This is a genomic window from Dysgonomonas sp. 511 (assembly GCF_010501105.1).
GTDB lineage: Bacteria > Bacteroidota > Bacteroidia > Bacteroidales > Dysgonomonadaceae > Dysgonomonas.
This window is the reverse complement of sequence record NZ_QVMQ01000018.1, coordinates 47,185-69,358: the sequence shown is the minus strand read 5'-3', so window position 1 is coordinate 69,358 and position 22,174 is coordinate 47,185. Positions and strand designations below refer to the sequence as shown.

Here is a 22,174-nt window from a genome sequence, read left to right as displayed (position 1 = left end):
TTTATCCCTTTCAGCCGGCAAACCGATGACAGGTCGCCGAGGGACGAAGCACTAGCCTTTTGCTTCCTTTTGGGCAATGCCAAAAGGGAGGACAAGCCCGGGAGGGCGCGGCAGGATGAGCTAATGATAAAATGTTTAACTCAAAATTGCTTTTATGCATAATATAAAAGAACGTTTTGCAGTTATTCCAACTGCTGATTTTGCACTATTTATATAAGGTTAAACACTTATTCCTGGCGTTACCCTAAAGGGATTTGTCTTTTTTAAAACATAAGTTAATATTTGATAAATGGAAGGGTTGACAAAGCCTTTCTTGTTCGAGTAGCGTACCGGCAGGAAACCTTATTTATACCTGTCGGAAATATACCTTTGGTAGTAGTAGTCTTCGAAATACTTCTGCGCATTCGCATTTATGGTATCTATATATTGCTGTTTTGTTCTGAATCCATCCTGAAACGTAGTTCCACGCGATTCTATAGTCCTTATGTCCTGCGCCTTGCAACCGATGAAAGGATTGAAGGGGACGCCTCCTACACAAGTTGCGGGTATTACATCATGGGCTTCTATACCATCATGTTTGGTAAGATATACTGTTCCGCCCTCCAGCTTATATTCCACAAAATCGGTATTATGCTTAGGCCTCCATTGTTTAAATAGTATGTCGGTCGTTATTTCATCTTTATATTCGGTAAAGTTCAATACTGTTTTTTGAAGCATCAGCAGAATAAAGATTATCAGGACAGAATAGGTAAGAACCTTATTTATCCTTAATATTCCCCGCTTGTTTCCGAGGATAAGGACGGTGACCAGGAATCCGCATCCGAGAATATATCCCAGATTGAACCGAAAGTCGGGGGCATTGATTGTTCCTGTTATTAGCGACAGGCACGAAACTATATATATCCAATATAAAGACATATTAATCTTCCGTTTCTTTATCGCCCACCACGATACGACGAAAGGGGTTATTAGGAAATATAATGTAGAAACATAGCTGATGATGCTTATCATAGACCCTATCTTGTCTGCCGGTGTAATCTGCCGGAGGAAATAGGCAACTATGAAATTATACTTAGCCCAGTGGTAGATATGTTCTACTTGCAGGAGCGCTATTCCTTTGGGCACTTTCCAGTCGAAACCGAACAGGTCTATACTATGCAGGGGATATACCAGATAGCCCGAAATGATAATATTGCGGATGCACCATAAGGCGACAACCAATACCGATGTAGCAATCAGGAAGGCAAGGTTTCTCTTTCTATTCTGAGCAAAGCAATAGATAATAACGCCTAAGCTGGCGAGGCAAAAAATAGCGGCCGACAACTTGAATGTGGCTAAAACAACGGGCAGCAGGCAGCTTAGCAACAGCTGTTGCTTGTACCAACCGGGCTTCAAAACCGTTTTTACGATATAATAGAATATGCAAAGGATAGGGATTATATCGGTATTCGAATCGGGAAGGTAATCCCAGAACATGATAAATATGCAAAGGAGAAGTACAAATAGCAGGATGTACCGTATATCATAATCCTTTTTTACAATGGATATAAAGCACCAGCAACTTATAATGGTAAACAACAAGGGGTTTAATGAATATATTGCTTCGCCCGACAGGAAACGGAACGAAAAGATGGCCGATACCAGCAGGTAATTGAAGTTGAACCCAAACCTGTCTTCCAAATTAGCCAGTCCGGGCACAATGCTATATTCTTCGTTCCACCGCATCAACTGGTAATGATAAAATGCTGCATCGTAGAAAGGATGCACAAACAAGACAAATAGCATGACGCCAGCGATAAGCACTGCCAGGCTTCCTTTTTGCAGGTTGCTTAGCGACTTTAGCCCGGCTCTCATCTTGCCTATACAATTCAATAACCTTTGGCGGCGCAAAGCCCAGTATATTATGGATATAGCCATGTATAACAATAATATATAGTGGTTTGAAGGCCACCAGAATGATGTAATGGGGAGGGTGATGCTTACAAAGCACAATCCCAGCAGGAAAGTATCAGGAAAGTTATACTCCTCGCTACTTTTAGCAATCCTGTTATATCCCCACAAAAAGATGTCTCCGAATGAAAGTAGAACAATGGATATAGCAATCCATGATATGATAATGATTAACATTTAGACTATATTTTATTATTGCCGCGAGGAAACCCTCTTAAATCTCTCGGTGGTAGCACGCACGATCTTTACATAATTTATCGTTTCGCCGCTACGGAAATACCCGCTTTTGCATACCGAATCGTTATAATATTCGGGCAGGCTTTTCAGTTCGAGATATTTCTCCACATTGCCCTCCCATACATTTGCGTTAGCCCCATATTTGCGAGCCAGGGCACGGGCATCGTTTACGTGTCCGTTTCCGGCATTGTAGGCAGCAAGGATGAATTTTGTCCGTTCTTCCGTATCTATTCCTTTATACATCTTATCAAGCCTGTCGAGCAATTCTACGGCGGCGCCTATGCTCAGGTCGGGATTCATACGGTCTTCGCTGGTCAGCCCCAGCGACTTGGCCGTGCGTGGCATAAGCCCCATGATGCCGGCAGCACCCGCCCACGAAGTCAGGTTGTTGATAAAACGCGACTCGTGATAGCATATCGCTGCAAGGAATTGCCATTCGTATTTTGTACCTGCGGCATGTTTCTTAAACAGGTCGTCGTATATAGACACTGCACCTTTCGGCAGATCTTCGGGGGCAGCGTATTCGCCTTCAAGAGGCAGCTTGCTCAGTTCGAAATACTTTTTGGTAATGGCTTTATATTCGGGCGTATTATCGCTTTTCGTGTACCATTCGTCCAGAGCCTTTGCCAGTTCGGGCATATCGTTGCGCACCGCCCACGAAGAACGTTGTTCGAAGCTTACCTGAAGCTGTATATTTATATTCCTGTAATATGTGCGGTTTAGTTTGGCAATGTATTCGTCGGCAATGGTGTACCTTATCTTCCCCGAAGCCACCATCGCTATCAGGTCTTCGCTGGTTATGGTATCTTCATTTACTGCGTGTATATTTATTCCGCCACCCAGTTCGGCATCAAGGTTTTGCAGGCGTTGGTAGTATTTTGTGTCGCCTTCCACATACACATCTTTTCCCAGCAGTTCGGTAACATTTGTTGCCAATGTGTCTCCCCTGTTCGAACGTTGTACCAAAACCTGATGTGTAACTTGCTGCAAGCCGCAATAACGTACCGAGTCTCTCAACTCGTTTACTACTGGCAGTTCGTATGCTATGAGGTCGCCCTCGCCGCTATTAAGCATTTCCACAAGGCGTTTCACATTCTCGGCTACTTTCACATTGAGAGTCAGCCCATGTTGGTTGCAAAATTCCTGCGCCAGGTCGTAATCGTATCCCATAGGCTCTTCTTTGTAGATAAAGTAAGAGGTGGAACTGTTGAGGGTAATTATCGTCAACTCTCCTTTTTCTTTTATCTGTTCGAAGTCGTACCCTTTCTTCTCTTGTTTTTTGCATGAGAAAAGTAACAGCAAGGGTATAAGTATAGTAAAATAATACAATTTGTGATTCATAACGATTTAGTTTTTAATACAATAATATAAAAAAAGTAACACAAGTAACGCATTTTTCATATTTTTTGTAATTACTTTTTAGTCGCAATCCAACTCATAATTGTAACATGACGGATGCTTTTCCGTTCGTTCCAATTTTCCTTCTTTATTATAATATTCTTCTTCGCCACAGGGACAACTTTCGCTTTGGGCAAAGGCTTTACTTTTACCAATGCGCTTTATATTTCCATTAGGATAATATTCTATTGTGGTTTCCACTGTGAATGTATGATTGTAGCTGTTGCCCCATTCGGGCATAAAATGTTCGCACTTTACCTCTTCTATTTTTCTACCCTGCGAATCCCATTCTTTAAGCCACAGCATCACTCCTCCGGCAAATTTATCACCTTGTTCCCATTGTAACTTCATTTTTCCGTTGCGATGGTAGGTTGTGCCTATATAAAACCAATTGCTACCGGGACGAACGGGCTGCTGCCTGTAATCCAGTATTTCAAGACTGTCGTATGTACAATAAACATCCCAATACTGATCCTTCAGGTTACGATAAGATAAGGAATCTTCGTAAAGGATGAACCCTTTTTGCAATAATGTTCCGTTGTCGCGGTATCGCGTGACATAGTCGTTTCGTTGGTAAAATTCTTCTTTAAATTCGGGAGAGGTATATAGCAAAGTATCCTTTGCAATACCTATTTCCACCAGATTTCCTTTCGTATTAAGGACTTTATAATGGATGCTATTGTGGGCAATGTTGTTGGTATATATAATTGTTTTCTCTTTCCTGTTGTCAGAATAGCGGATAATGGAATCGGTATATATAAATTCGCGGGTTTGCACAGGCTTGATCGTATCGAACGAAAGCTGTGTAAGAGACATCTCTTCTTTCTTGTCAGTACTGTTTTGACAAGAAAAAAGAAATATAACTAATATAAAGGCTATAAGGTGTTTCATAGTATATGGGTAAATAATCTATTCCATTCCATTTCCCCAAAACCCCCAAAAGCAGGGTCCTTGGGACCAGGGCAAAGAAAAAGTAACACATTTTTTAGGTAACAAATTTCCTTCTCTTTAGATACAAGTAGACAAGATACGAGATACAAGTTCATATTTTATCAGCACCCAACTCGTTAACTCGTCTACTGGTATCTTGTATCTCTCCAAAAAGTAACACATGTAACACATTTTACATCTTTTTCCATTGTTACATTTTTTTGCGATAAGCTCTTTTTATATAGATAAAGTTATCCTTAAAATTTCGCATCTCGCGACAATAAATCTTCTACCTTGATATTGTATTCGGCAATCACACTATTCACTACATGCCCGGCGGTGGGCAGGTCGTCTATCAACGAACTTATTTGTCCTATTTCCAGTTCTCCTTCCGACAGATCGCCTTCGAATATACCTTTTTTAGCCCGTCCACGTCCCAGCAATTCACGTATTTCTTCCGCCGGGGCGCCCCTGTCTTCTGCCGACTGTACGGCATCGAAGAAATCATTCTTAATCAGGCGTGTAGGGCTCAGCTTTTTCAACGACAGCATTGTGTCTCCTTCTTTCAGGTTTATACAAAGGTTTTTAAACTCATCCGATGCCGAGCTTTCCTGAGTCAGTGCAAAGCGCGAACCCATTTGTATTCCTTCTGCACCCAAAGCAAAGGCGGCGAGCATTCCTGCCCCCGTGCCGATGCCTCCGGCAGCTATCAATGGTATGGAAAGGCTTTTGCGCACTTGCGGTATGAGTACCATTGTGGTGGTTTCTTCGCGCCCGTTGTGCCCTCCGGCTTCGAAGCCTTCGGCTACTACGGCGTCTACACCTGCTTCCTGGCATTTTACGGCAAACTTCGAACTGGAAACTACATGGGCTACCTTGATGCCGTTGTCCTGCAATTTCTTTGTCCACAGCTTAGGATTTCCTGCCGAAGTGAATACTATTTTCACACCTTCGGAGATTATGATGTTCATTATTTCCTCTATATCGGGATACATCAACGGCACGTTTACGCCGAAAGGCTTGTCGGTTGCAGCCTTGCATTTCTGTATATGTTCGCGAAGTACTTCGGGGTACATAGATCCTGCACCGATGAGGCCAAGCCCGCCCGCGTTGCTTACTGCTGCTGCCAGCCGCCAACCGCTGCACCAAACCATTCCTCCCGATACGATAGGGTATTTAATTCCGAATAAAGATGTTATTCTGTTGCTCATAATTTTTTGTATATATGTTAGTTAATACTGTTTATCAGTAGTTAAATTGTATGTTACTTTTTTATACTGCCTAAAAGCCAATCTTGAGTTAAATATTTCATCTTTAGCTCATCCTGCCGCGCCCTCCTGGGCTTGTCCTCCCTTTTGGCATTGCCCAAAAGGAAGCAAAAGGCTAGTGCTTCGTCCCTCGGCGACCTGTCATCGGTTTGCCGCCTTCACCGGACAGGTTCCCGCCTGCGGAACTGATGCACGTCGGCTAACGCACGACTAGAATTGTCGTAAACTCTTGTCTGGCGTTAGCCCGCGCCATTAGCTTTGCGTACGGGGCACCCACGCGATGCAGGTGGCGTAGAATGAAGTGGGGCTGCTGTTATGCAACTTTGCTAAACCAACAAAAGGCTTGCTGTTAGTTCACTTCATTCAGCCGGCAAAGCGCAAAGTGGGTCGTACGGCGAAGCGGGGCGCAAAAGAGTTTTTGGTTCCTTTTGGGGCTTTGGCCAAAAGGAACGCAAGCAAGCACCGTTCGGCAGAGCGAAGCGGAGCCAATCTGTGATTGCGCGCAGTATTTAAAAGAACGTTTTGCAGTCATATCCCAACCGCTGATTCGCATTAATATTATCAATTTAGTTAAGAGGTAGACGAGTTTAGCTGCTCACTGATTACTGTTCACTGTATTTATATATACAGCCTTCACCAGTTTCTTATCATTCATCTCTACTCTCAACTTCCGGTGGCTGTTTTCTTTCTTCTTCCGCCTGTCCGAATATGTAGTTTCCTCTACTACGGGTAGCGAAACGAAATAGATACCTTTATTATCCTGTATCACCTCGGGCGTACCGTGGAAGCTATACGATAATTTGCGAATCTTCTTCTTTTTCCGGTCCGCTTTCAAAGAGTCGCTCACCTCCTTGCAGTTTTTGCCCGAAGCTCCCAGAAAGTGTTCGAAGCTAACGTCGGAATACTTCTGCATATCCTTGCTGTCGGTCGCTGCCAGAGCGTCGAGAAAGTTGGACAATATGCCGGTAATTTCCTTCAGGTCGTTACCTTCTACCGCTTTCAGTTGGCTAAGATAATCATATTTTTGCTGGGCAGGTTCAATATATTCTCCCGAATATTGTCCTATCTTAACATTTTCGATGTATGCGAGGTAAGTTGCGGCTGTGTTTTCGGCCGCAGTTTTTACCCATGCCAGCGAGTCGATCCTGTACCTGATATGGCGTTCGTAGGGTGTAGTAGGATGGTCGGAGAGGAAAGCGAATAAGGCATTTATATCCGACGATGTGCCGATTGCCTCCCACGCTTGCTGTTCTTCGCTGCGCAGTTGGCGTATCCTGTCTTCGGCTTCATCCTTGAATTTCCCGGCAGGGTATTGCAGCAGGTAAGTGGAGTAGGAGAGGGGAGTGTTCTCTTCTATACATTTGTTCCAATATGCCGCCTCCTGTTTGTCGAGTGCAGCCTTTTTCCAGTCGATAAAATAAACTCCTGTGGTAGCCACGGCAAAGAGCGTAATAACCAATAGTACAAGGAACATATAAGGGCGTTTCCTGTTTTTTACAAGGGGTGTTGCAGCAGCAAGGGGAACTTCTTTATAGTCTTGCCCACTATCTGTTTCTATAATATTTTCGTGTGCAGGAACTTCGTCTTCTTGGTGCGAGATCAGTTCGTCGGAATAAGCGTTGTGGGCTATTTCGCGACAGTTGTGGCAGAATATTTCCGAGTCTTCGGTATCTTTTCCGCAAAGGGGGCATTTGTTTTTATCATCTTCCATAAACCTGAATTTTATGTATCACCTCTCCCCAGCTCTCTCCAAATCTCTAAAATAGAGGGTAGGGGAGAGGTGGTATCTACTCGTCTATAGGATACAACAAATATTTTTCGCGCATTGTTTTATAATTTGTCAGATCTTCTTCCCAGCTTTCACGTATTTGTTCGGCCGCAAGCCCGTTTATTATCTGGCGGCGGAGCTTATCCGTACCGGAAAGTAAGTCCATAAAACGCCTATTGGTGAAGAATGCTGCTCCTTTCCCCGATTTTTTATAAAACGAAATCAGATAATCGAGGTTTATCTTCTTTTCGGTTTCTGCTTCGCGCAGGTCTATCCCGTGGCACAACCGGTTTTTGTTCAATGGGTTTTTAGCTCCTATCACCGGGCGGGGGGTAAATGTGAATTTGCCATACCGTTTGCCCGGCGCGCCTATCACCTGAAAGGGGAAATCGGTTCCGCGTCCTACGCTGATGCCGGTAGCTTCGAAGAAGCAGAGCGATGGATAGAGTTTTATCGCTTGCTGGTTGGGTAGGTTGGGCGAGGGCTTTATCGGCAATTCGTATTCCTGCCCGTGTACCCATCCTTCCATCGGTATCACTTTGAGGTTGCAGGCCAGCGAATCTTTGAGCCAGCATTCGCCGTTTATCATTGTTGCCAGTTCGCCAACGGTAAGCCCGTGAACTACCGGAATGGGGGGTATGCCTACGAACGACCTGTATTTGATATCCAATATAGGCCCGTCGATGTAGTCGTTGGGGTTTGGCCTGTCGAGCACAATGAATTGTTTGCCGTTTTCGGCGCAGGCTTCCATTGCATAGTGCATGGTGCTGATATAGGTATAGAAACGCGTGCCCACATCCTGTATATCGAAGATGAGGATGTCCACGCTATCGAGTTGTTGCGCGGTGGGCTTGTAATTTTTTCCATAGAGAGAGACGATGGGTATTCCTGTTTTACTGTCTTTACCATCCACAATTTTTTCGCCGGCATCGGCATTGCCCCTGATACCGTGTTCGGGGGCAAATATTTTTTCTATATGAACATTTCTTGCCAGCAGGGTGTCTAATATGTGTGTGCCGTCGGAGAGGACTGATGTCTGGTTTATAATCAGGGCTGCTTTTTTGTCTTTTGTATAGGCCAGCAACGAATCTATCCTGTCGGCTCCCATCCGCAGGTCTTGCGAAAAGCTTCGATTGTGGATAGAAAACAGTATGAAAATTGAAAGGAATGCAAAAAATCTGTTCATTGATATTGGATTTATCCTGTTGAAAAAAAGGAATATATACAAACTTACATATTTTTGCAGAATAATAAGGACGCAGATTATGAATACATTGGAAATAATAGGAAAATTTTACATAAAAGATTCGGCATTGTACGATATACTTATCAGCCATAGCACCGATGTTGCCCGTAAGGCTTTGGCGATAGCCGAAGCCCACCCCGAACTGCATATCGACGCCGGGTTTGTGGCTGAGGCGGCAATGTTGCACGATATCGGCATATACCTTACCGATGCGCCTAAGATACAATGCTTTGGTAAGCATCTTTACCTCTGTCATGGTTACCTGGGGCGTGACCTGCTCGATGGGCTGGGTTATCCGAAGCATGCGCTCGTCTGCGAACGCCATACGGGGGTGGGACTGACAAAGGAAGACATAGAGATGCAAAACCTGCCTTTGCCGCATCGCGACATGGTGCCTCTGAGCATAGAGGAGAAACTTATTTGCTTCTCCGATTGTTTCTTCTCCAAAACAAAGCTTGGAAAGGAAAAAACGACGGACGAAATAAAGGCAGGCTTTGCCCGTTTTGGCGAAGATAAGGTAAGGCAGTTTGAAGAGTGGGAGAGGCTGTTCCTTTAAATGACAGAGTTGCTGCCTCCCTTCAGCCCTGTCTACGAAGGATAGGAAGTTGCAAAGCCACAATAATTTCCTTATTTTTGCCACTCTTACTAGGTAACTTTTATAAAATTTACACATAAAAAAATTAATGATTATGAAGAAACTTCTCTTAAGCTTGTTCGTTTTATTTGCACTGGCGTGCAATGTTTCGGCTCAAGATCAGGCAGGAAAATTTTCGCTTGCGGCAAACATCAATTACGGAACAAAAATAGAATCGGTAGGCTTTGGCCTTCGCGGGCAGTATGGAATATTGGAACGCCTTCGCGGTTCGCTTGAGTATAAATACTATATGGACAGGCGCGATGTGAGTGCATGGGGCATAACTGCCGATGTGCATTACCTGATAGGGCTTTCGTACAAGGTTGCATTATATCCTATCGGGGGTGTAACTTTCTCGCGTTGGACAGCCGATCTGGGCAGGACAAATGTGGAAGGCATACAGATAGACCATAAGTACAGCAACAACCGCATGGGTGCCAATCTGGGTGCGGGTTGCCAGGTAGAACTGAGCGAAAGGACATTTGTGCAGATAGAAGCGAAGGAAGCACTGATAAAAGATTATTCGCAGTTTGTGGTTTCGGTAGGCTTTATGTACCAGTTTTAAAGTTGCAAAAGTCAAGATGAGTTTCAGATAAGACCATTATGCAAAAAAGTATTCTATTCATTTTATTTATGTTTTTAATTATACTCTCTTGCAGTGGTAGTAAGCAATCGGAGATAAGGCAGGATTCGATATGCGATACAACAATAATTGACGAAACTCCTATATTCTATATAAAGGACTTTGCAGCAGAGCAAACCGAAACAGTACGATTTTATCTATTAGATGGTTCTTTTAAATTTAGAGCGAAAGGTTCGGCTAAAGCATACCGGATAGGAAGAGACTCGATAAACGATTTGTCTATATACAAATTTGGTTTTTCGGGATTTGGTAAGACTGATACACTCGTATTTAGGACACACGACGACTTGTTTTTTCTTTTCACAAACTATCATTATATTCACAGTAGCGGATGTACGCTATCTGATACTGTTACTGTTAATGGAAAGTTAAATATAGGAAGTACGATCTCTCCCGATATGGGAATACCCCGAGACTCTCTCGATGCCGGCTTGTCTGCTCGTTTTTACTGGGATGATATGATATGATGATATGAAATTTTATTGTCCGCAAGCAGTATTGACAATACCAAACCTATATAAAAAAGGAAAGGTTGTCATCACGACAACCAATCTTCATTGTTAACCTTAAATCTAATACTATGAAAAACACATTACAAAGATAAGCGGTGTTTTGGTATATTCCAAATATACAAGAGGGTTAATTTAACACTTTAAATTTGTTTAACCGAAGGGACTGTATTTGAGTATCAATTGTTAAAGAGTCTTGCGTATTACAAACAAATGAAAATGATTTTATCAACATAAACATAAAAAAGGTGTCCCAAAAGTAATAAAGGACACCTTTTTGCTTGTCATTTTGAAATATTTCTATTTGTTCAACAGTTTCTTCACCGTTTCAGAAATGGCTTTCCCTGCTGCTACACCTGCAAGGGCTTTGGTAGCTACACCCATCACCTTGCCCATATCGGCAGGAGACGAAGCTCCTACCTGAGAGATGATCTCAGCAATTTTTACATCCAATTCTTCCTGCGATAGTTGCTTTGGCAGGTATGTCTCGATAACGGCTAACTCTGCAAGCTCTTTCTCTGCAAGGTCGGCACGATCCTGACCGTTGTATATTTCGGCACTGTCGCGACGTTGTTTTGCCATCTTCTGCAAGATTTGTATAGCAGCCTCGTCAGAAAATTCATCGCTTGCACCTTTGGCTGTTTTGGCTTCCAGAAACTCTTTTTTCATTCCGCGCAATGCTTCGAGCCTGATTTTGTCTTTGGCACGCATTGCGTCTTTGATATCTTCACTTACTTGGTCGAATAAACTCATAGTGTATTTAGTTTTTATCAATTATTAAGGTCGCAGACCTATCTGTTATTCATCTAAGTATAACTATCATTGTTAATTATAACATTGAAATATATCAAGAAGTTCTATCCTGTTGCTTATTCGTTATTGAACAGGTCGCCGGCTTTCTTCACCTCAGGAACGTATTCACTTGGGTTGAATTTGTCATCCCTTTTGAATACTGGTGTATTTTCGAGGGCATCGACAATACGGTCGTTATCCAGCTCTTCCGACGACAGGATAATAGGCTTCTGCCCAAAGAATGAAGTACGCACAGGCATGCCCTGCACACCGTCTTTGCCATAGTGAACCTGTATCATCTCGTTTATGCGGCGTTTCTCTTCTTCTTCCTGTCTGAGACGTTCTGCCTCCTCTTCTTCATCGATAAAGTCTTTATCCTCGATTCCCGGAATGCTCGACATACCGAAACCTGTGGCAAGCAAAGTGATCTTTACCTGACCTTCGAGCTTATTGTCTGTTGCAGTACCCCATATCACTTCTACTTCCGAACCGAAACGCTTCATAAAGTTGGCTACAGCTTCCATTTCCTCCACGATAAGCGGATTATTATCGCTGGCGTAGATATTGAACAGTATCTTCTTGGCATCGAACACATCGTTGTTGTTGAGCAACGGAGAATGCAGTGCATTTACTATCGCGTCTTCCACCCTGTTGTCGCCCTCGCCGTACCCGCTACTCATTATGGCTACGCCGCCATCCTGCAATATGGTCTTCACATCGGCAAAGTCGAGGTTGATATGCCCGTGAACCGTAATTATTTCGGCAATGCCCTTAGCGGCTATTGTAAGTGTATCATCAGCTTTGGCAAAGGCATTGGGGATGGTAAGGTCGGCATAGATATCGATCAGGCGTTCGTTGTTGATAACCAGAAGGGCATCTACATTGCGGGCAATGTCTTCCACACCTTTCAATGCCTGAATGATCTTTTTGCGCCCTTCGAAGACAAAAGGAATGGTAACTATACCTACGGTAAGGATTCCCATTTCTTTGGCAATACGGGCAACTACAGGCGCGGCTCCCGTACCAGTACCTCCACCCATACCGGCAGTGATAAATACCATGCGTGTACCATCGCTGAAAAGGCGTTCGAGGTCTTCGCGGCTTTCTTCTGCTGCAGCTTGTGCTACTCCGGGACGGTTGCCTGCACCAAGCCCTTCGGTGGTTTTCTTGCCCAATTGCACCCTCACGGCAACAGGAGACTGGCCTAGGGCCTGATTGTCGGTGTTACATAAGGCAAAGGATACATCGTGTATGCCTTCGTTGTACATATGGTTGACAGCATTGCCGCCGCCGCCGCCTACACCTATTACTTTTATAATGGTTTGGGTCTTTGTAGGAAACTGGAAATCCAGTATTTTATCGTCCATATTATAGTATTTGTTTATTCTTGAATCAATAATAGCTTTTACAACCAGACTAGCCTATTCCTCGTCTTTGAACATAGTACCGCCAAAATTCTGGATCTTTTCGAAGAAACTGAAAAAAGAAGTCTGGCGGCTGTCTTTTTCCTTGCCTTTCTTTTGCTTTTTCTCTTCTTTGATATCTTCTTCGAGAGGACTGTTGGCCGGCGGATTGTTCTGTGGTTGTTGTTCCTGTACGACTTGTTGTACAGGCTCCGTTTCTGCTACTTTAGGCGTTTCTTGTTTCTCGCAGTTCTCATTGGCAAAAAGCATAAGGCTCAGTGCTTGTGTATATGCAGGATTTTGCAACAGTTCGGCAGCATTGTTGATATATACCCGTTTAGGGATAGCCCGCTTAACAGGCATTTGCGCCTTTTCCGACAGGTAGTCCACCAAGCCATTCATCTGCGATGCTCCGCCCATAACCAGGATACCTGCTTCCAGCTGGTCGGCATAGCCCGATTCCTTTATCTGGTTGATAACATTCAGCATTATCTCGTCCTGGCGAAGTTGTATTACCTTGTTCAGCTCCTTCAGATCGACTTCGGGTGTTAAATCCGCCAGAGATTTGTTCTTGTCTTTACCAAGCTTGCCATAACGGATTTTATAGGTTTCTGCCGAATCGAATACGAATCCCAGTTCTTGCACGTCTTTGGTTATTGTACGCCCGCCGAATGGTATGACCGTCATATAACGCAACAATCCGCCTTTGTAAATGGAAAGTGTTGTAGTGCCTCCACCAAAATCGACAAGGGCACATCCCAACTGCCTGTCGTGCTCGTCGAGAACAAGTGCAGCTGATGCTACAGGGCCGACAACGAAGCCGGCAATCTCCAACTGAGCCTTCTCTGTCAGGCTTTTTATTATACTAGCTTTTATATTGGGGCGGCCGATGATAAGCCGGTAATGCCCTTCGATGGCCGATGCTGTTTTGTCTATAGGGTCTTCTTCGTATTTGCCATCCAGATAATATTCGGGAGCAAGGACACTATAATTGGTCAGAAACTCCGGCTTGTTGAGCTTAGCCTGTTGCTCCATAGCATCGAGCATGGCAAAGTTGACAGGTGTGGGCCCATCGAGAAGCTTGGTTTCTACATGCTCCATTGCACGCAGCGACCTGCCCGATATGGAAACATAGGCTTTGCCTATCTTCTTCCCTATCTTGTTTTCCAACAGGCTGACCAGTTTTTTTATCTTGCCGGCGACCTCGTTTATATTATAGATTACCCCATACTTTATGCACGAATCGGAAGGAATGCTTTCCGAAGCCAGTATAGAGGTTACTCCCTGTTCATTCTTACGTCCAAGTACTCCTGTTATCTTTGAGGTACCCAGGTCGATCGCTACGATAAATCCCTTATCCATAATTCTCTGTTTTATGTGCGACGTCTTTTTAGCCGCTTGCAATTTCTGACTCTAAATTAACGCTTTGTACCGACAACTTGTTTGTCGAACTTCAAATTTATGACAGAATATTTATTCCATCCCGTTTCGTTCAGCCCATTCTGATAGAAGGTAAACAGCTTGTCGAGTCTTTCTTCAAAACCGGTAATGTCTCCTAATATGATTTCGTGGTCGCCTACACGCGGTATCAACTTGATGTCCTTGTTGGGCAAAACCACTATCTGTTCTATCTGGGCGTTCCAAAACTCATTATTATGCAAAAATAATGCAAATTTATATAAATCCCTTGTGGCAAACTCCTTATTAATTGCACCCGTTGCTACGGGCAGGTATGCCGCACCCCTTTTCGACAGAGGCATATCCAAGCCATCTATATCAATATAATAATTTTCACCTTTGTTGCTGATAATACGCAATACGGGTACCCGCCCTTCTACCTGAACCTTGACAGAGCCATCGTTGGTAATAAAGACATTGGCTTCTTTTATCATATGGTTCTCCAGTATCGCCGCCTCTATCGCATCTGTATCAATTTCGCTGAAAAGCTTTCCCTTAGGATTAAGACCTTTGGCATCTACAACCTTCCGGATATCATCAATCATCACAAATGTAGTGTCAATACCCTTCCCTTTCATTTCCACCTTAAAATCAATACACATTTCACCTTTAGGCTTTCCCTGAAAGTAAAATGCGGCGAAAATGAGATAACCTGCAATAAGACATATACCTATGATAACTAATACTTTCTTCATCGCTCAAAATCGGGATTATAATTTCTTTTCCAATATTTCCTTTATTGGTTCCAGCAACTGGTCGATATCGCCGGCACCAAGAGTAAGCAAGACGTCTATATCGTTCTTCCTTTCCAATAAAGATAAAAGTTCTTCCTTTTTACACAATGTTTTAGGACAGGTAACCGCATCGAATATGATACGGGAAGTAACCCCTTCTATCGGTTTTTCCCTTGCCGGATATATGTCTAACAAAATCAGCTCGTCGAGCAGCGATAAGCTTCTGGCAAACTCAGGTGCAAAATCGCGAGTACGCGAGTACAAGTGCGGTTGGAAAATGCCGGTAAGCTTCCTGCCGGGATACAATTCTTTTACAGATGTAATGCTTGCAGCCAGTTCTTCGGGGTGGTGTGCATAATCGTCTATCATCACCAAACGGTCGGTCTTGAGCCAAAAATCGAAGCGGCGTTTTGCTCCCTCGAATGTTTTCATTGCATCCCTCAACTCAACATCGCTCACACCATTGAGCCATGCAAGAGCCATAGAGCCAATAGCGTTTTCTATATTGATCTTTATAGGTACACCTAATTGGATTTCCCTGATAACGCCTTTGGGTGTGACAAAATCGAAGAAGATCTCACCATTGCCTATTCTCACATTTTCGGCGTGGAAATCGCCCTCCTCGATGGAGTAAGTATATACCCGGACATCCTTTGCTACCTGTGGCGATAACTTTATGCCATGCCTCATGACCAAAGCTCCGCCGGACATAATAAGGCTTGTAAAATGCCCGAAGCTTTTCAGGTATTCTTCTTCTGTGCCGTAGATATCAAGATGATCGGGGTCGACAGAAGTTATCAGTGCCATATAGGGGTGCAACCAATGGAAAGACCGGTCGTATTCGTCGGCTTCGATAACTGTATATTCGCTTGCATCGGACAGCAGCAGATTGCTGTCGTAGTTCTTTAATATACCTCCCAAAAAGGCATTCGTATCGAGATGGGATTGCTTAAGTATGTGGGCAAGCATGCTCGATGTGGTGGTCTTGCCATGCGTTCCGGCACAACAGAGCGCTTTACTCGTTTGAGTAATCAACCCCAAAACCTGAGCACGCTTTTTTATATCAAAATGGTTGTCGTTGAAGAACCTGACCTCTTCATTTTCCATAGGGACGGCAGGTGTGTAAACAACCAATGTTGTTTTATTGTCTTTGCAATAATCAGGAATAAGGTGTATATCATCGTTGTAGTGTATGGCGGCTCCTTCCTCTACAAGCCGTTTTGTAAGAGGAGTTTCGGTGCGGTCGTATCCTGCTACTTGTTTCCCTTTCGACATATAGTAGCGGGCAAGATTGCTCATGCCTATGCCGCCTATACCGATGAAATATACCGATTTAATATTCATTTCTTATTTTCTTACCAGTTTTATCACCTCATCTACAATCCTGTCGGACGCATTATGATGGGCTAGTTTATATATATTTTCAGATAACGATTTCAGCTTATTTTCGTCATTTATAGTATCGAGAGCAACATCTACCAGTTTAGTCATTGCCTCATCATCTCTGATTAATATTGCAGCATCGTGTTTCACCAGTGCCATTGCATTTTTTGTCTGGTGGTCTTCCGATACATTTGGCGAAGGAACTAATATCGTCGGTTTTCCCAACAGGCTTAGCTCGGAGATTGAGCTGGCTCCTGCCCTCGATATTACCAGGTCGGCAGCTTTGTATGCCAGATCCATACGATTGATAAATTCGAATACATGCACATTCTTTGGCTTTCCTTTGCTTGCCATATCCATATCCAGTTCGAAGGAATAGAGCTTGCCGCATTGCCACAACACCTGGATATCGGAGTTTATTATCTTGTCGATCTGCGCAAAGAGTGTCTTATTCAATGTCCTGGAACCAAGGCTTCCTCCTGTTACAACGAGTGTCTTCTTGTCAGGATCGAGTCCGAACTCCTGATATGCTTCTTCTTTGGTTATCGAAGTAGAAAATAAGGATTCGCGGCAAGGGTTGCCTGTGATTACAATCTTTTCTTTTGGAAAGAAGTGTTCCATTTCGTCATATGCCACACATACTGTATTGGCTTTCTTTGCCAGAAACTTATTTGTAATACCTGCATATGAGTTTTGCTCTTGCACAAGTGTAGGAATCTTCATAGAATTTGCAGCATACAGAAGCGGTCCGCTGGCATAGCCTCCTACTCCGATAACAATATCGGGCTTAAACTCTTTTATTATACTCTTTGCTTTTTTCAGGCTCTTACGAAATTTCCACACTACAGAAATATTCTTGAATGGGTTTTTCCTGTTGAGCCCCGAAATATTAAGTCCTATAATCTCATAACCTGCCGCCGGAATGCGTTCCATCTCCATACGGCCTTCTGCGCCGACAAACAATATCTCGGCATCGGGATAGCGTTTCTTTATGGTGTTGGCAATAGAAATAGCGGGGAATATATGCCCTCCTGTACCTCCTCCGCTGATAATAACTCTCATATTTTTCATCTTCACTGTTGTTCGTTGATTTGTTGTCCCTCTTTCTCTACATTTGCAATGCTTTCGTCAACATGTTCTTCGTGTTCATGTTCCGGTTCGTTCAGTCTTGAAGAACACGCCAGAATTATGCCGAAATAAGCACAGGTAATAATGGTAGATGTTCCTCCTCGACTCACCAATGGTAACGGTTGCCCTGTTACAGGGATCAAATTGACTGCCACGGCCATGTTTGCAAGGGCTTGTATAGTTATTATCAGTGCAGAGCCTAATATAAGGTAACGCGGAAACTTCTTCTCGCACTTAGATGCAAGAACTCCGCATCGGATCATCAGGGACAAATATAGCAATAAAACAAATAAGCCTCCCAATAATCCCATCTCCTCGAGTATGATAGCGAATATAAAATCGGAATATGCCTGCGGAAGAAAATCGCGCTGTGTACCGCTTCCGGGCAACCCGATAATCTTATTATCGGCTATTGCTATTTTTGCGTGCGACACCTGACGATTTTCATCCGTTATTTTATATAGCATGTTCCCGTTTTCGTCTACTTCTTTTATCGATATCTTTTCGTCGTGGCGTTCTATCCGGTTTTTCCATGTCTCGGCACGTTCGGGCAAATACTTCTTCACTACATCCGCCGGAAGCAAGACAAGCCCCCCATATGCTATCAAGCCCAGAATCACTACACCAAGGCCGACTTTTGCCAGCCGCTTCAGGTCTACCTGCCCGATAAACATAAGCAGGAAACACACGACAAACAGTAGGATTGCCGTAGAAAGATTGTCGGGTACGATGAGGGCACATAAAATGCTTATGCTGATAATCATTGTCCAGAAAATCCATCCTTCGTTATCAGTCTTCATCTTGCTCAGGAAAAAGGCTATGAAACCGATAGCCGATATCTTTGCCAATTCGGAGGGCTGTATTGTTATAGCACCTATACCCAGCCAGCGTTGGGCTCCGTTTATGTCTTCGCCAAAAAAGTAGGTAAGGATAATAAGAATAGCCGATACAGGTATTCCAAGTAGCAGAATGGAAAAGAAGCGGCTCGGTATCCGTTGTAAGAATACGACCAGTCCGAAGCCGAACAGGAGGAATACTGCATGGCGGAATATAGGAGCAAACTGGTTTTGCTGACGATAAACAATCGTACTGGAGGCACTGAATACTTCGAGCAACGATATGATGCACAGAGCGATAAAGATACACCATATTACCTTATCGCCCCTAAATAGTTTGCCTATAAATTTAAATTCCATATCTCTATAGTTTTCTTACACATTCTTTAAACTGAATGCCCCTGTCTTCGTAATTCCTGAACAAATCGAAGCTGGCACAACATGGCGAAAGCAATACCGTATCGCCTTCGTGCGCCAAGCTATATGCCTTTTCTACGGCATCTTTCATCGAAGATACATCCTCGATTTTATCTACCTTGCCATCGAAAAATTTATGCAACTTGCTGTTGTCTACACCCAGAAAGACCAAAGCCCGGGCTTTATCTTTCACCAGTTGTTCTATTTCGGTATAATCATTTCCCTTGTCGGTGCCGCCGAGGATGAGGACTACTTTCGTCTTCATGCTTTGCAGTGCATACCAGCACGAATTCACATTTGTTGCCTTCGAGTCGTTTATAAATTGTATGCCTCTTACTTTGGCTACCTTTTCCAAACGGTGCTCCACCCCCTGAAAGTCGCTGAGGGAACGGCGGAGGTTTTCGTCTGTTATATCCAGTAACTTAGCTGCGATGCCCGAAGCCAACGAGTTATACAAATTATGTAGGCCTTCTAATGCTAATAAATCCTGCTCCATGATAAAAACCGATTCGGGTGTATTGATAACAATTTGATGGTCTTTAGAATATGCCTGAGCATCGCCTGTTTTATATTCGGCAAATGTGTAGTGCCGCCCGTTCGATATCAGTTTCTTTATCTCTTTGCTTACGACCGGGTCTTCTTCCCAGAATATAAGGGCATCGGCTTCGGTCTGGTTTTGCGCTATACGCATCTTGGCATCTATGTACTTCTGTATGTCGTGGTCGTACCTGTCGAGGTGGTCGGGAGTTATATTCAGCAGGATGGCAATATCAGCCTTAAACTCATACATATTTTCAAGCTGGAAACTACTTAGTTCCAGAACATAATAATCGAAATTCTCTTCGGCTACCTGACGGGCAAAGCTGCGCCCTATATTTCCTCCCAGCCCTACATTAAGTCCTGCCGATTTCAGTATATAGTAGATAAGGCTTGTGGTTGTGGTTTTGCCATTGCTGCCGGTAATACATATCATTTTGGCAGATGTATAACGCTTGGCAAATTCCATTTCGGATAGTACAGGGATGCCTTTTTCTACAGCCAGCTTTATCAGTGGTGCATAATTGGGGATTCCGGGGCTTTTTATTATCTCTTTTGCCGAAAGAATGAGGGATTCCGTATGTCCGTTCTCTTCGTATGGAATAGCATACTTTTCCAGTTCCAACTTATATTTATCCTGTAAAGGCCCGTTATCCGAAAGAAAAACTTCGAATCCCTTCGCTTGGGCGAGTATGGCTGAACCTACCCCGCTTTCGCCTCCTCCCAGTATTACTATCTTATCCATATCTTACTATTTATCGCATTTTCAATGTTGCCAATGTGAGCACAGCCAGCATTATGCCTATGATCCAGAAACGTACAACTATTTTCGATTCGGGTATAGGACCGTATGGCTTTTGTATTTTTGCCTGTATCCCTGCATTTCCTGCTTTCTGGAAGTGGTGGTGAAGAGGGGTCATCTTAAATATACGCCTTCCTTCCCCGTATTTCTTTTTTGTGAGCTTGAAATAGAATACCTGCATCATTACCGAAAGGCTTTCTACAAAGAATATACCACACAAGATAGGCAACAGCAGTTCTTTGTGTATGATGACCGCAAAGACTCCAATAATGCCGCCTAAGGTCAGGCTGCCTGTATCGCCCATAAATACCTGGGCCGGGAAAGCATTGTACCAAAGGAATCCGACCGTGGCGCCGATAAAGGCGGCGGCAAATATTACCAACTCCTGACTGCCGGGTATAAACATGATATTGAGGTAAGAGGCAAATTCTATATGCCCCGATACGTATGCCAAAATACCCAATGTAGTACCTATAATGGCAGAACTACCCGCAGCAAGTCCATCGAGCCCGTCGGTAAGGTTTGCCCCATTGGATACTGCCGTTACGATAAATATAACGACGATTACAAACAATACCCATGCGGCAGGTTCGGCATAGTCGCCCATAAATGAAACAAGTTGTTCGTAGTCGAGGTTATTATTCTTTACGAAAGGAATTGTTGTCTGGGTCGATTTCACGCCTTGCTCCATATAACTTACATGTTCTATGACGTTATCCTGATTGCGAAATTCCACGTTTTCGCGGATAATGACATTAGGGCTGAAATACAATGTCAGTCCCACAATGAGGCCAAGGCCGATCTGGGCTATTATCTTGAATTTGCCATGCAGCCCTTCCTTGTCTTTCTTGAATACTTTGATATAATCGTCGAGAAAACCCAGAGTTCCCAGCCATACTGTAGTTATCATCATCAGGATGATATATATATTATCTAAACGGGCAAGCAGCAAGACAGGAACCAAGATGGCAATGATGATGATGATGCCTCCCATAGTCGGTGTGCCTTTTTTACTCAATTGCCCTTCCAGACCCAGATTCCTTACTATTTCGCCAATCTGTAGTTTCTGTAACTTATCAATAATCCGCCGTCCTATAAGGGTGGATATGATAAGGGAAAACACAACAGCCATAGCCGCCCTGAAAGAAACATAACGGAACATTCCTGCTCCGGGAAAATCCAATTGGTCTAAATAGTCAAATAAATAGTATAACATTCTTTTACTCTGCCTTTCTTTGTTTTATTTCGTCATATAATTCGAAAGCCGCATCAATAGCCTCCCTATTGTTGTATTTTTCTATGAATTTTTTCAAAGCCCTTATTGCTGCTTCTTTTTCGCCGTTTTCATTGTAGATAAATGCACAGGCATTGTACCTTACTGTTTCGGGGAAGAGCCTTGTGGCTATCCTACACAGTGTAGCGGCTTCCTTTTTTCTGCCCTGATACGACAAGACATACGCAACGGCTGTCAATTCTACGGCATTACTTACCAATGGACGTATTTGTTCGGCCAAGCCGTTGTATGAAATATTTTTATCGGATAATACTCCCGTCTCCAGCCAATTTATGATGGTTGGATAAGAACGGTAATTGGGAGAATATGTGCCACCTGAAGAAATGGTTGCTAAATCTTTTTCTAAGGAAAAAACCGGAAACTCCACAATCCTGTTAACCTCCTTACCGCCTTTGGAAACGATAAATGTAGGGACTTTGAATATATATTTACCCTTTTCTTCACCTGTGGGAGACTGCTTGGAGACACCGACACCGGTGTTTAAGCCTACGATTTCTATCTTGTCGTCAGCAAAACCGGCTTGTTCGAGAATCTTTAGCATACGGGGAACTTCCCTGTGGGAATCGCCACACCACGTACCTAGGAATATCTGTACGGAAAGCCCCTGTTTGTTCGCCTTTTTCAGTTCTGCAATCGTTTCTTTGTTAGGTTCGTATGCAGTATATTCCCTGTCCAGCCATTCGTTATAGGGCTCTTTATTCAGGTCTTCTTTCGTTATCTTTCCGAGCAATACAGGAGTTTTCTCCTGTGAAAATACTGACACAGATAAAAATAATATGGATACTATGAGTAATCTTTTCATCTTCA

General features: G+C 43.5%; 20 protein-coding genes. 4 read left to right on the top strand and 16 right to left on the bottom strand.

What is annotated here, in order from left to right; genetic code table 11:
* Nucleotides 1-342 precede the first annotated feature (342 nt).
* From D0T57_RS09665 to D0T57_RS09650, 4 genes are all read right to left on the bottom strand, one after another.
* Nucleotides 343-2,127 (bottom strand): hypothetical protein, encoded by a 1,785-nt coding sequence (locus D0T57_RS09665; protein ID WP_163273288.1) that lies wholly within the window; start codon nt 2,125-2,127, stop codon nt 343-345.
* A 15-nt stretch (nt 2,128-2,142) separates the two neighbouring features.
* Nucleotides 2,143-3,528 (bottom strand): transglycosylase SLT domain-containing protein, encoded by a 1,386-nt coding sequence (locus D0T57_RS09660; protein ID WP_163273287.1) that lies wholly within the window; start codon nt 3,526-3,528, stop codon nt 2,143-2,145.
* 78 nt (nt 3,529-3,606) lie between these two features.
* Nucleotides 3,607-4,476, bottom strand: coding sequence for a hypothetical protein (locus tag D0T57_RS09655; protein ID WP_163273286.1), 870 nt, complete (start codon nt 4,474-4,476; stop codon nt 3,607-3,609).
* A gap of 296 nt (nt 4,477-4,772) precedes the next feature.
* Complete coding sequence (locus tag D0T57_RS09650) at nt 4,773-5,726, bottom strand: nitronate monooxygenase family protein (protein WP_163273285.1); 954 nt, start codon at nt 5,724-5,726, stop codon at nt 4,773-4,775.
* A gap of 400 nt (nt 5,727-6,126) precedes the next feature.
* Between D0T57_RS09650 and D0T57_RS09645 the strand changes: the two genes are divergently transcribed.
* Nucleotides 6,127-6,279 carry a hypothetical protein gene (locus D0T57_RS09645; protein ID WP_221412299.1) on the top strand — a complete coding sequence of 51 codons (153 nt, stop codon included), beginning with the start codon at nt 6,127-6,129 and terminating at the stop codon, nt 6,277-6,279.
* A gap of 99 nt (nt 6,280-6,378) precedes the next feature.
* Here D0T57_RS09645 and D0T57_RS09640 read toward each other — a convergent pair whose 3' ends face one another.
* Nucleotides 6,379-7,494, bottom strand: a complete 1,116-nt coding sequence (locus D0T57_RS09640) for a zinc ribbon domain-containing protein (protein ID WP_163273283.1) — start codon at nt 7,492-7,494, stop codon at nt 6,379-6,381.
* Nucleotides 7,495-7,570: 76 nt separating this feature from the next.
* The gene (locus tag D0T57_RS09635) at nt 7,571-8,737 is read right to left on the bottom strand and encodes an exo-beta-N-acetylmuramidase NamZ domain-containing protein (protein ID WP_163273282.1); all 1,167 of its coding nucleotides are present in this window, start codon (nt 8,735-8,737) and stop codon (nt 7,571-7,573) included.
* Between the two features lie 79 nt (nt 8,738-8,816).
* On the opposite strand from D0T57_RS09635, the gene D0T57_RS09630 reads away from it, so the two are divergent.
* The 3 genes from D0T57_RS09630 (at nt 8,817) to D0T57_RS09620 (ending at nt 10,541) form a co-directional block, all read left to right on the top strand.
* Nucleotides 8,817-9,353 (top strand): HDIG domain-containing metalloprotein, encoded by a 537-nt coding sequence (locus tag D0T57_RS09630; protein WP_163273281.1) that lies wholly within the window; start codon nt 8,817-8,819, stop codon nt 9,351-9,353.
* A gap of 133 nt (nt 9,354-9,486) precedes the next feature.
* Nucleotides 9,487-9,996, top strand: coding sequence for an outer membrane beta-barrel protein (locus tag D0T57_RS09625; RefSeq protein WP_163273280.1), 510 nt, complete (start codon nt 9,487-9,489; stop codon nt 9,994-9,996).
* Between the two features lie 68 nt (nt 9,997-10,064).
* A complete protein-coding gene (locus D0T57_RS09620; RefSeq protein WP_163273279.1) occupies nt 10,065-10,541 on the top strand; it encodes a hypothetical protein in 477 nt (158 codons plus the stop codon).
* Nucleotides 10,542-10,883: 342 nt separating this feature from the next.
* On the opposite strand, the gene D0T57_RS09615 is transcribed toward D0T57_RS09620, so the two are convergent.
* The 10 genes from D0T57_RS09615 to D0T57_RS09570 form a co-directional block, all read right to left on the bottom strand.
* Entirely contained in the window at nt 10,884-11,336 is a 453-nt protein-coding gene (locus tag D0T57_RS09615) for a GatB/YqeY domain-containing protein (protein ID WP_163273278.1), read from the bottom strand.
* A 116-nt stretch (nt 11,337-11,452) separates the two neighbouring features.
* On the bottom strand, nt 11,453-12,742 hold the full coding sequence (ftsZ, locus tag D0T57_RS09610; RefSeq protein WP_163273277.1) for a cell division protein FtsZ: 1,290 nt from the start codon (nt 12,740-12,742) through the stop codon (nt 11,453-11,455).
* 54 nt (nt 12,743-12,796) lie between these two features.
* A complete protein-coding gene (gene ftsA / locus D0T57_RS09605; protein WP_185154659.1) occupies nt 12,797-14,140 on the bottom strand; it encodes a cell division protein FtsA in 1,344 nt (447 codons plus the stop codon).
* 56 nt (nt 14,141-14,196) lie between these two features.
* A complete protein-coding gene (locus D0T57_RS09600; protein WP_163273276.1) occupies nt 14,197-14,931 on the bottom strand; it encodes a cell division protein FtsQ/DivIB in 735 nt (244 codons plus the stop codon).
* A gap of 15 nt (nt 14,932-14,946) precedes the next feature.
* Nucleotides 14,947-16,314 carry a UDP-N-acetylmuramate--L-alanine ligase gene (gene murC, locus D0T57_RS09595; protein ID WP_163273275.1) on the bottom strand — a complete coding sequence of 456 codons (1,368 nt, stop codon included), beginning with the start codon at nt 16,312-16,314 and terminating at the stop codon, nt 14,947-14,949.
* Between the two features lie 3 nt (nt 16,315-16,317).
* Nucleotides 16,318-17,424 (bottom strand): undecaprenyldiphospho-muramoylpentapeptide beta-N-acetylglucosaminyltransferase, encoded by a 1,107-nt coding sequence (gene murG, locus D0T57_RS09590; RefSeq protein WP_163273274.1) that lies wholly within the window; start codon nt 17,422-17,424, stop codon nt 16,318-16,320.
* Nucleotides 17,425-17,426: 2 nt separating this feature from the next.
* Nucleotides 17,427-18,677: an FtsW/RodA/SpoVE family cell cycle protein gene (locus D0T57_RS09585; RefSeq protein WP_163273273.1), complete on the bottom strand. Its 1,251-nt coding sequence runs from the start codon at nt 18,675-18,677 to the stop codon at nt 17,427-17,429.
* A gap of 4 nt (nt 18,678-18,681) precedes the next feature.
* Nucleotides 18,682-20,016: a UDP-N-acetylmuramoyl-L-alanine--D-glutamate ligase gene (gene murD, locus D0T57_RS09580; protein WP_163273272.1), complete on the bottom strand. Its 1,335-nt coding sequence runs from the start codon at nt 20,014-20,016 to the stop codon at nt 18,682-18,684.
* 10 nt (nt 20,017-20,026) lie between these two features.
* Nucleotides 20,027-21,289 (bottom strand): phospho-N-acetylmuramoyl-pentapeptide-transferase, encoded by a 1,263-nt coding sequence (mraY, locus tag D0T57_RS09575; RefSeq protein WP_163273271.1) that lies wholly within the window; start codon nt 21,287-21,289, stop codon nt 20,027-20,029.
* A 4-nt stretch (nt 21,290-21,293) separates the two neighbouring features.
* Nucleotides 21,294-22,169, bottom strand: coding sequence for a hypothetical protein (locus D0T57_RS09570; protein WP_163273270.1), 876 nt, complete (start codon nt 22,167-22,169; stop codon nt 21,294-21,296).
* Nucleotides 22,170-22,174 lie beyond the last annotated feature (5 nt).

What these genes read in the sequence shown, in the direction of transcription:
- D0T57_RS09570 (WP_163273270.1), bottom strand. Translation starts at nt 22,169, where the DNA reads ATGAAAAGATTACTCATAGTATCCATATTATTTTTATCTGTGTCAGTA.
- murG (WP_163273274.1), bottom strand. Translation starts at nt 17,424, where the DNA reads ATGAAAAATATGAGAGTTATTATCAGCGGAGGAGGTACAGGAGGGCAT.
- D0T57_RS09630 (WP_163273281.1), top strand. Translation starts at nt 8,817, where the DNA reads ATGAATACATTGGAAATAATAGGAAAATTTTACATAAAAGATTCGGCA.
- D0T57_RS09600 (WP_163273276.1), bottom strand. Translation starts at nt 14,931, where the DNA reads ATGAAGAAAGTATTAGTTATCATAGGTATATGTCTTATTGCAGGTTAT.
- D0T57_RS09660 (WP_163273287.1), bottom strand. Translation starts at nt 3,528, where the DNA reads ATGAATCACAAATTGTATTATTTTACTATACTTATACCCTTGCTGTTA.
- ftsA (WP_185154659.1), bottom strand. Translation starts at nt 14,140, where the DNA reads ATGGATAAGGGATTTATCGTAGCGATCGACCTGGGTACCTCAAAGATA.
- ftsZ (WP_163273277.1), bottom strand. Translation starts at nt 12,742, where the DNA reads ATGGACGATAAAATACTGGATTTCCAGTTTCCTACAAAGACCCAAACC.
- D0T57_RS09635 (WP_163273282.1), bottom strand. Translation starts at nt 8,737, where the DNA reads ATGAACAGATTTTTTGCATTCCTTTCAATTTTCATACTGTTTTCTATC.
- D0T57_RS09665 (WP_163273288.1), bottom strand. Translation starts at nt 2,127, where the DNA reads ATGTTAATCATTATCATATCATGGATTGCTATATCCATTGTTCTACTT.
- murC (WP_163273275.1), bottom strand. Translation starts at nt 16,314, where the DNA reads ATGAATATTAAATCGGTATATTTCATCGGTATAGGCGGCATAGGCATG.
- D0T57_RS09620 (WP_163273279.1), top strand. Translation starts at nt 10,065, where the DNA reads ATGTTTTTAATTATACTCTCTTGCAGTGGTAGTAAGCAATCGGAGATA.
- mraY (WP_163273271.1), bottom strand. Translation starts at nt 21,289, where the DNA reads ATGTTATACTATTTATTTGACTATTTAGACCAATTGGATTTTCCCGGA.
- murD (WP_163273272.1), bottom strand. Translation starts at nt 20,016, where the DNA reads ATGGATAAGATAGTAATACTGGGAGGAGGCGAAAGCGGGGTAGGTTCA.
- D0T57_RS09625 (WP_163273280.1), top strand. Translation starts at nt 9,487, where the DNA reads ATGAAGAAACTTCTCTTAAGCTTGTTCGTTTTATTTGCACTGGCGTGC.
- D0T57_RS09585 (WP_163273273.1), bottom strand. Translation starts at nt 18,677, where the DNA reads ATGGAATTTAAATTTATAGGCAAACTATTTAGGGGCGATAAGGTAATA.
- D0T57_RS09655 (WP_163273286.1), bottom strand. Translation starts at nt 4,476, where the DNA reads ATGAAACACCTTATAGCCTTTATATTAGTTATATTTCTTTTTTCTTGT.
- D0T57_RS09640 (WP_163273283.1), bottom strand. Translation starts at nt 7,494, where the DNA reads ATGGAAGATGATAAAAACAAATGCCCCCTTTGCGGAAAAGATACCGAA.
- D0T57_RS09650 (WP_163273285.1), bottom strand. Translation starts at nt 5,726, where the DNA reads ATGAGCAACAGAATAACATCTTTATTCGGAATTAAATACCCTATCGTA.
- D0T57_RS09615 (WP_163273278.1), bottom strand. Translation starts at nt 11,336, where the DNA reads ATGAGTTTATTCGACCAAGTAAGTGAAGATATCAAAGACGCAATGCGT.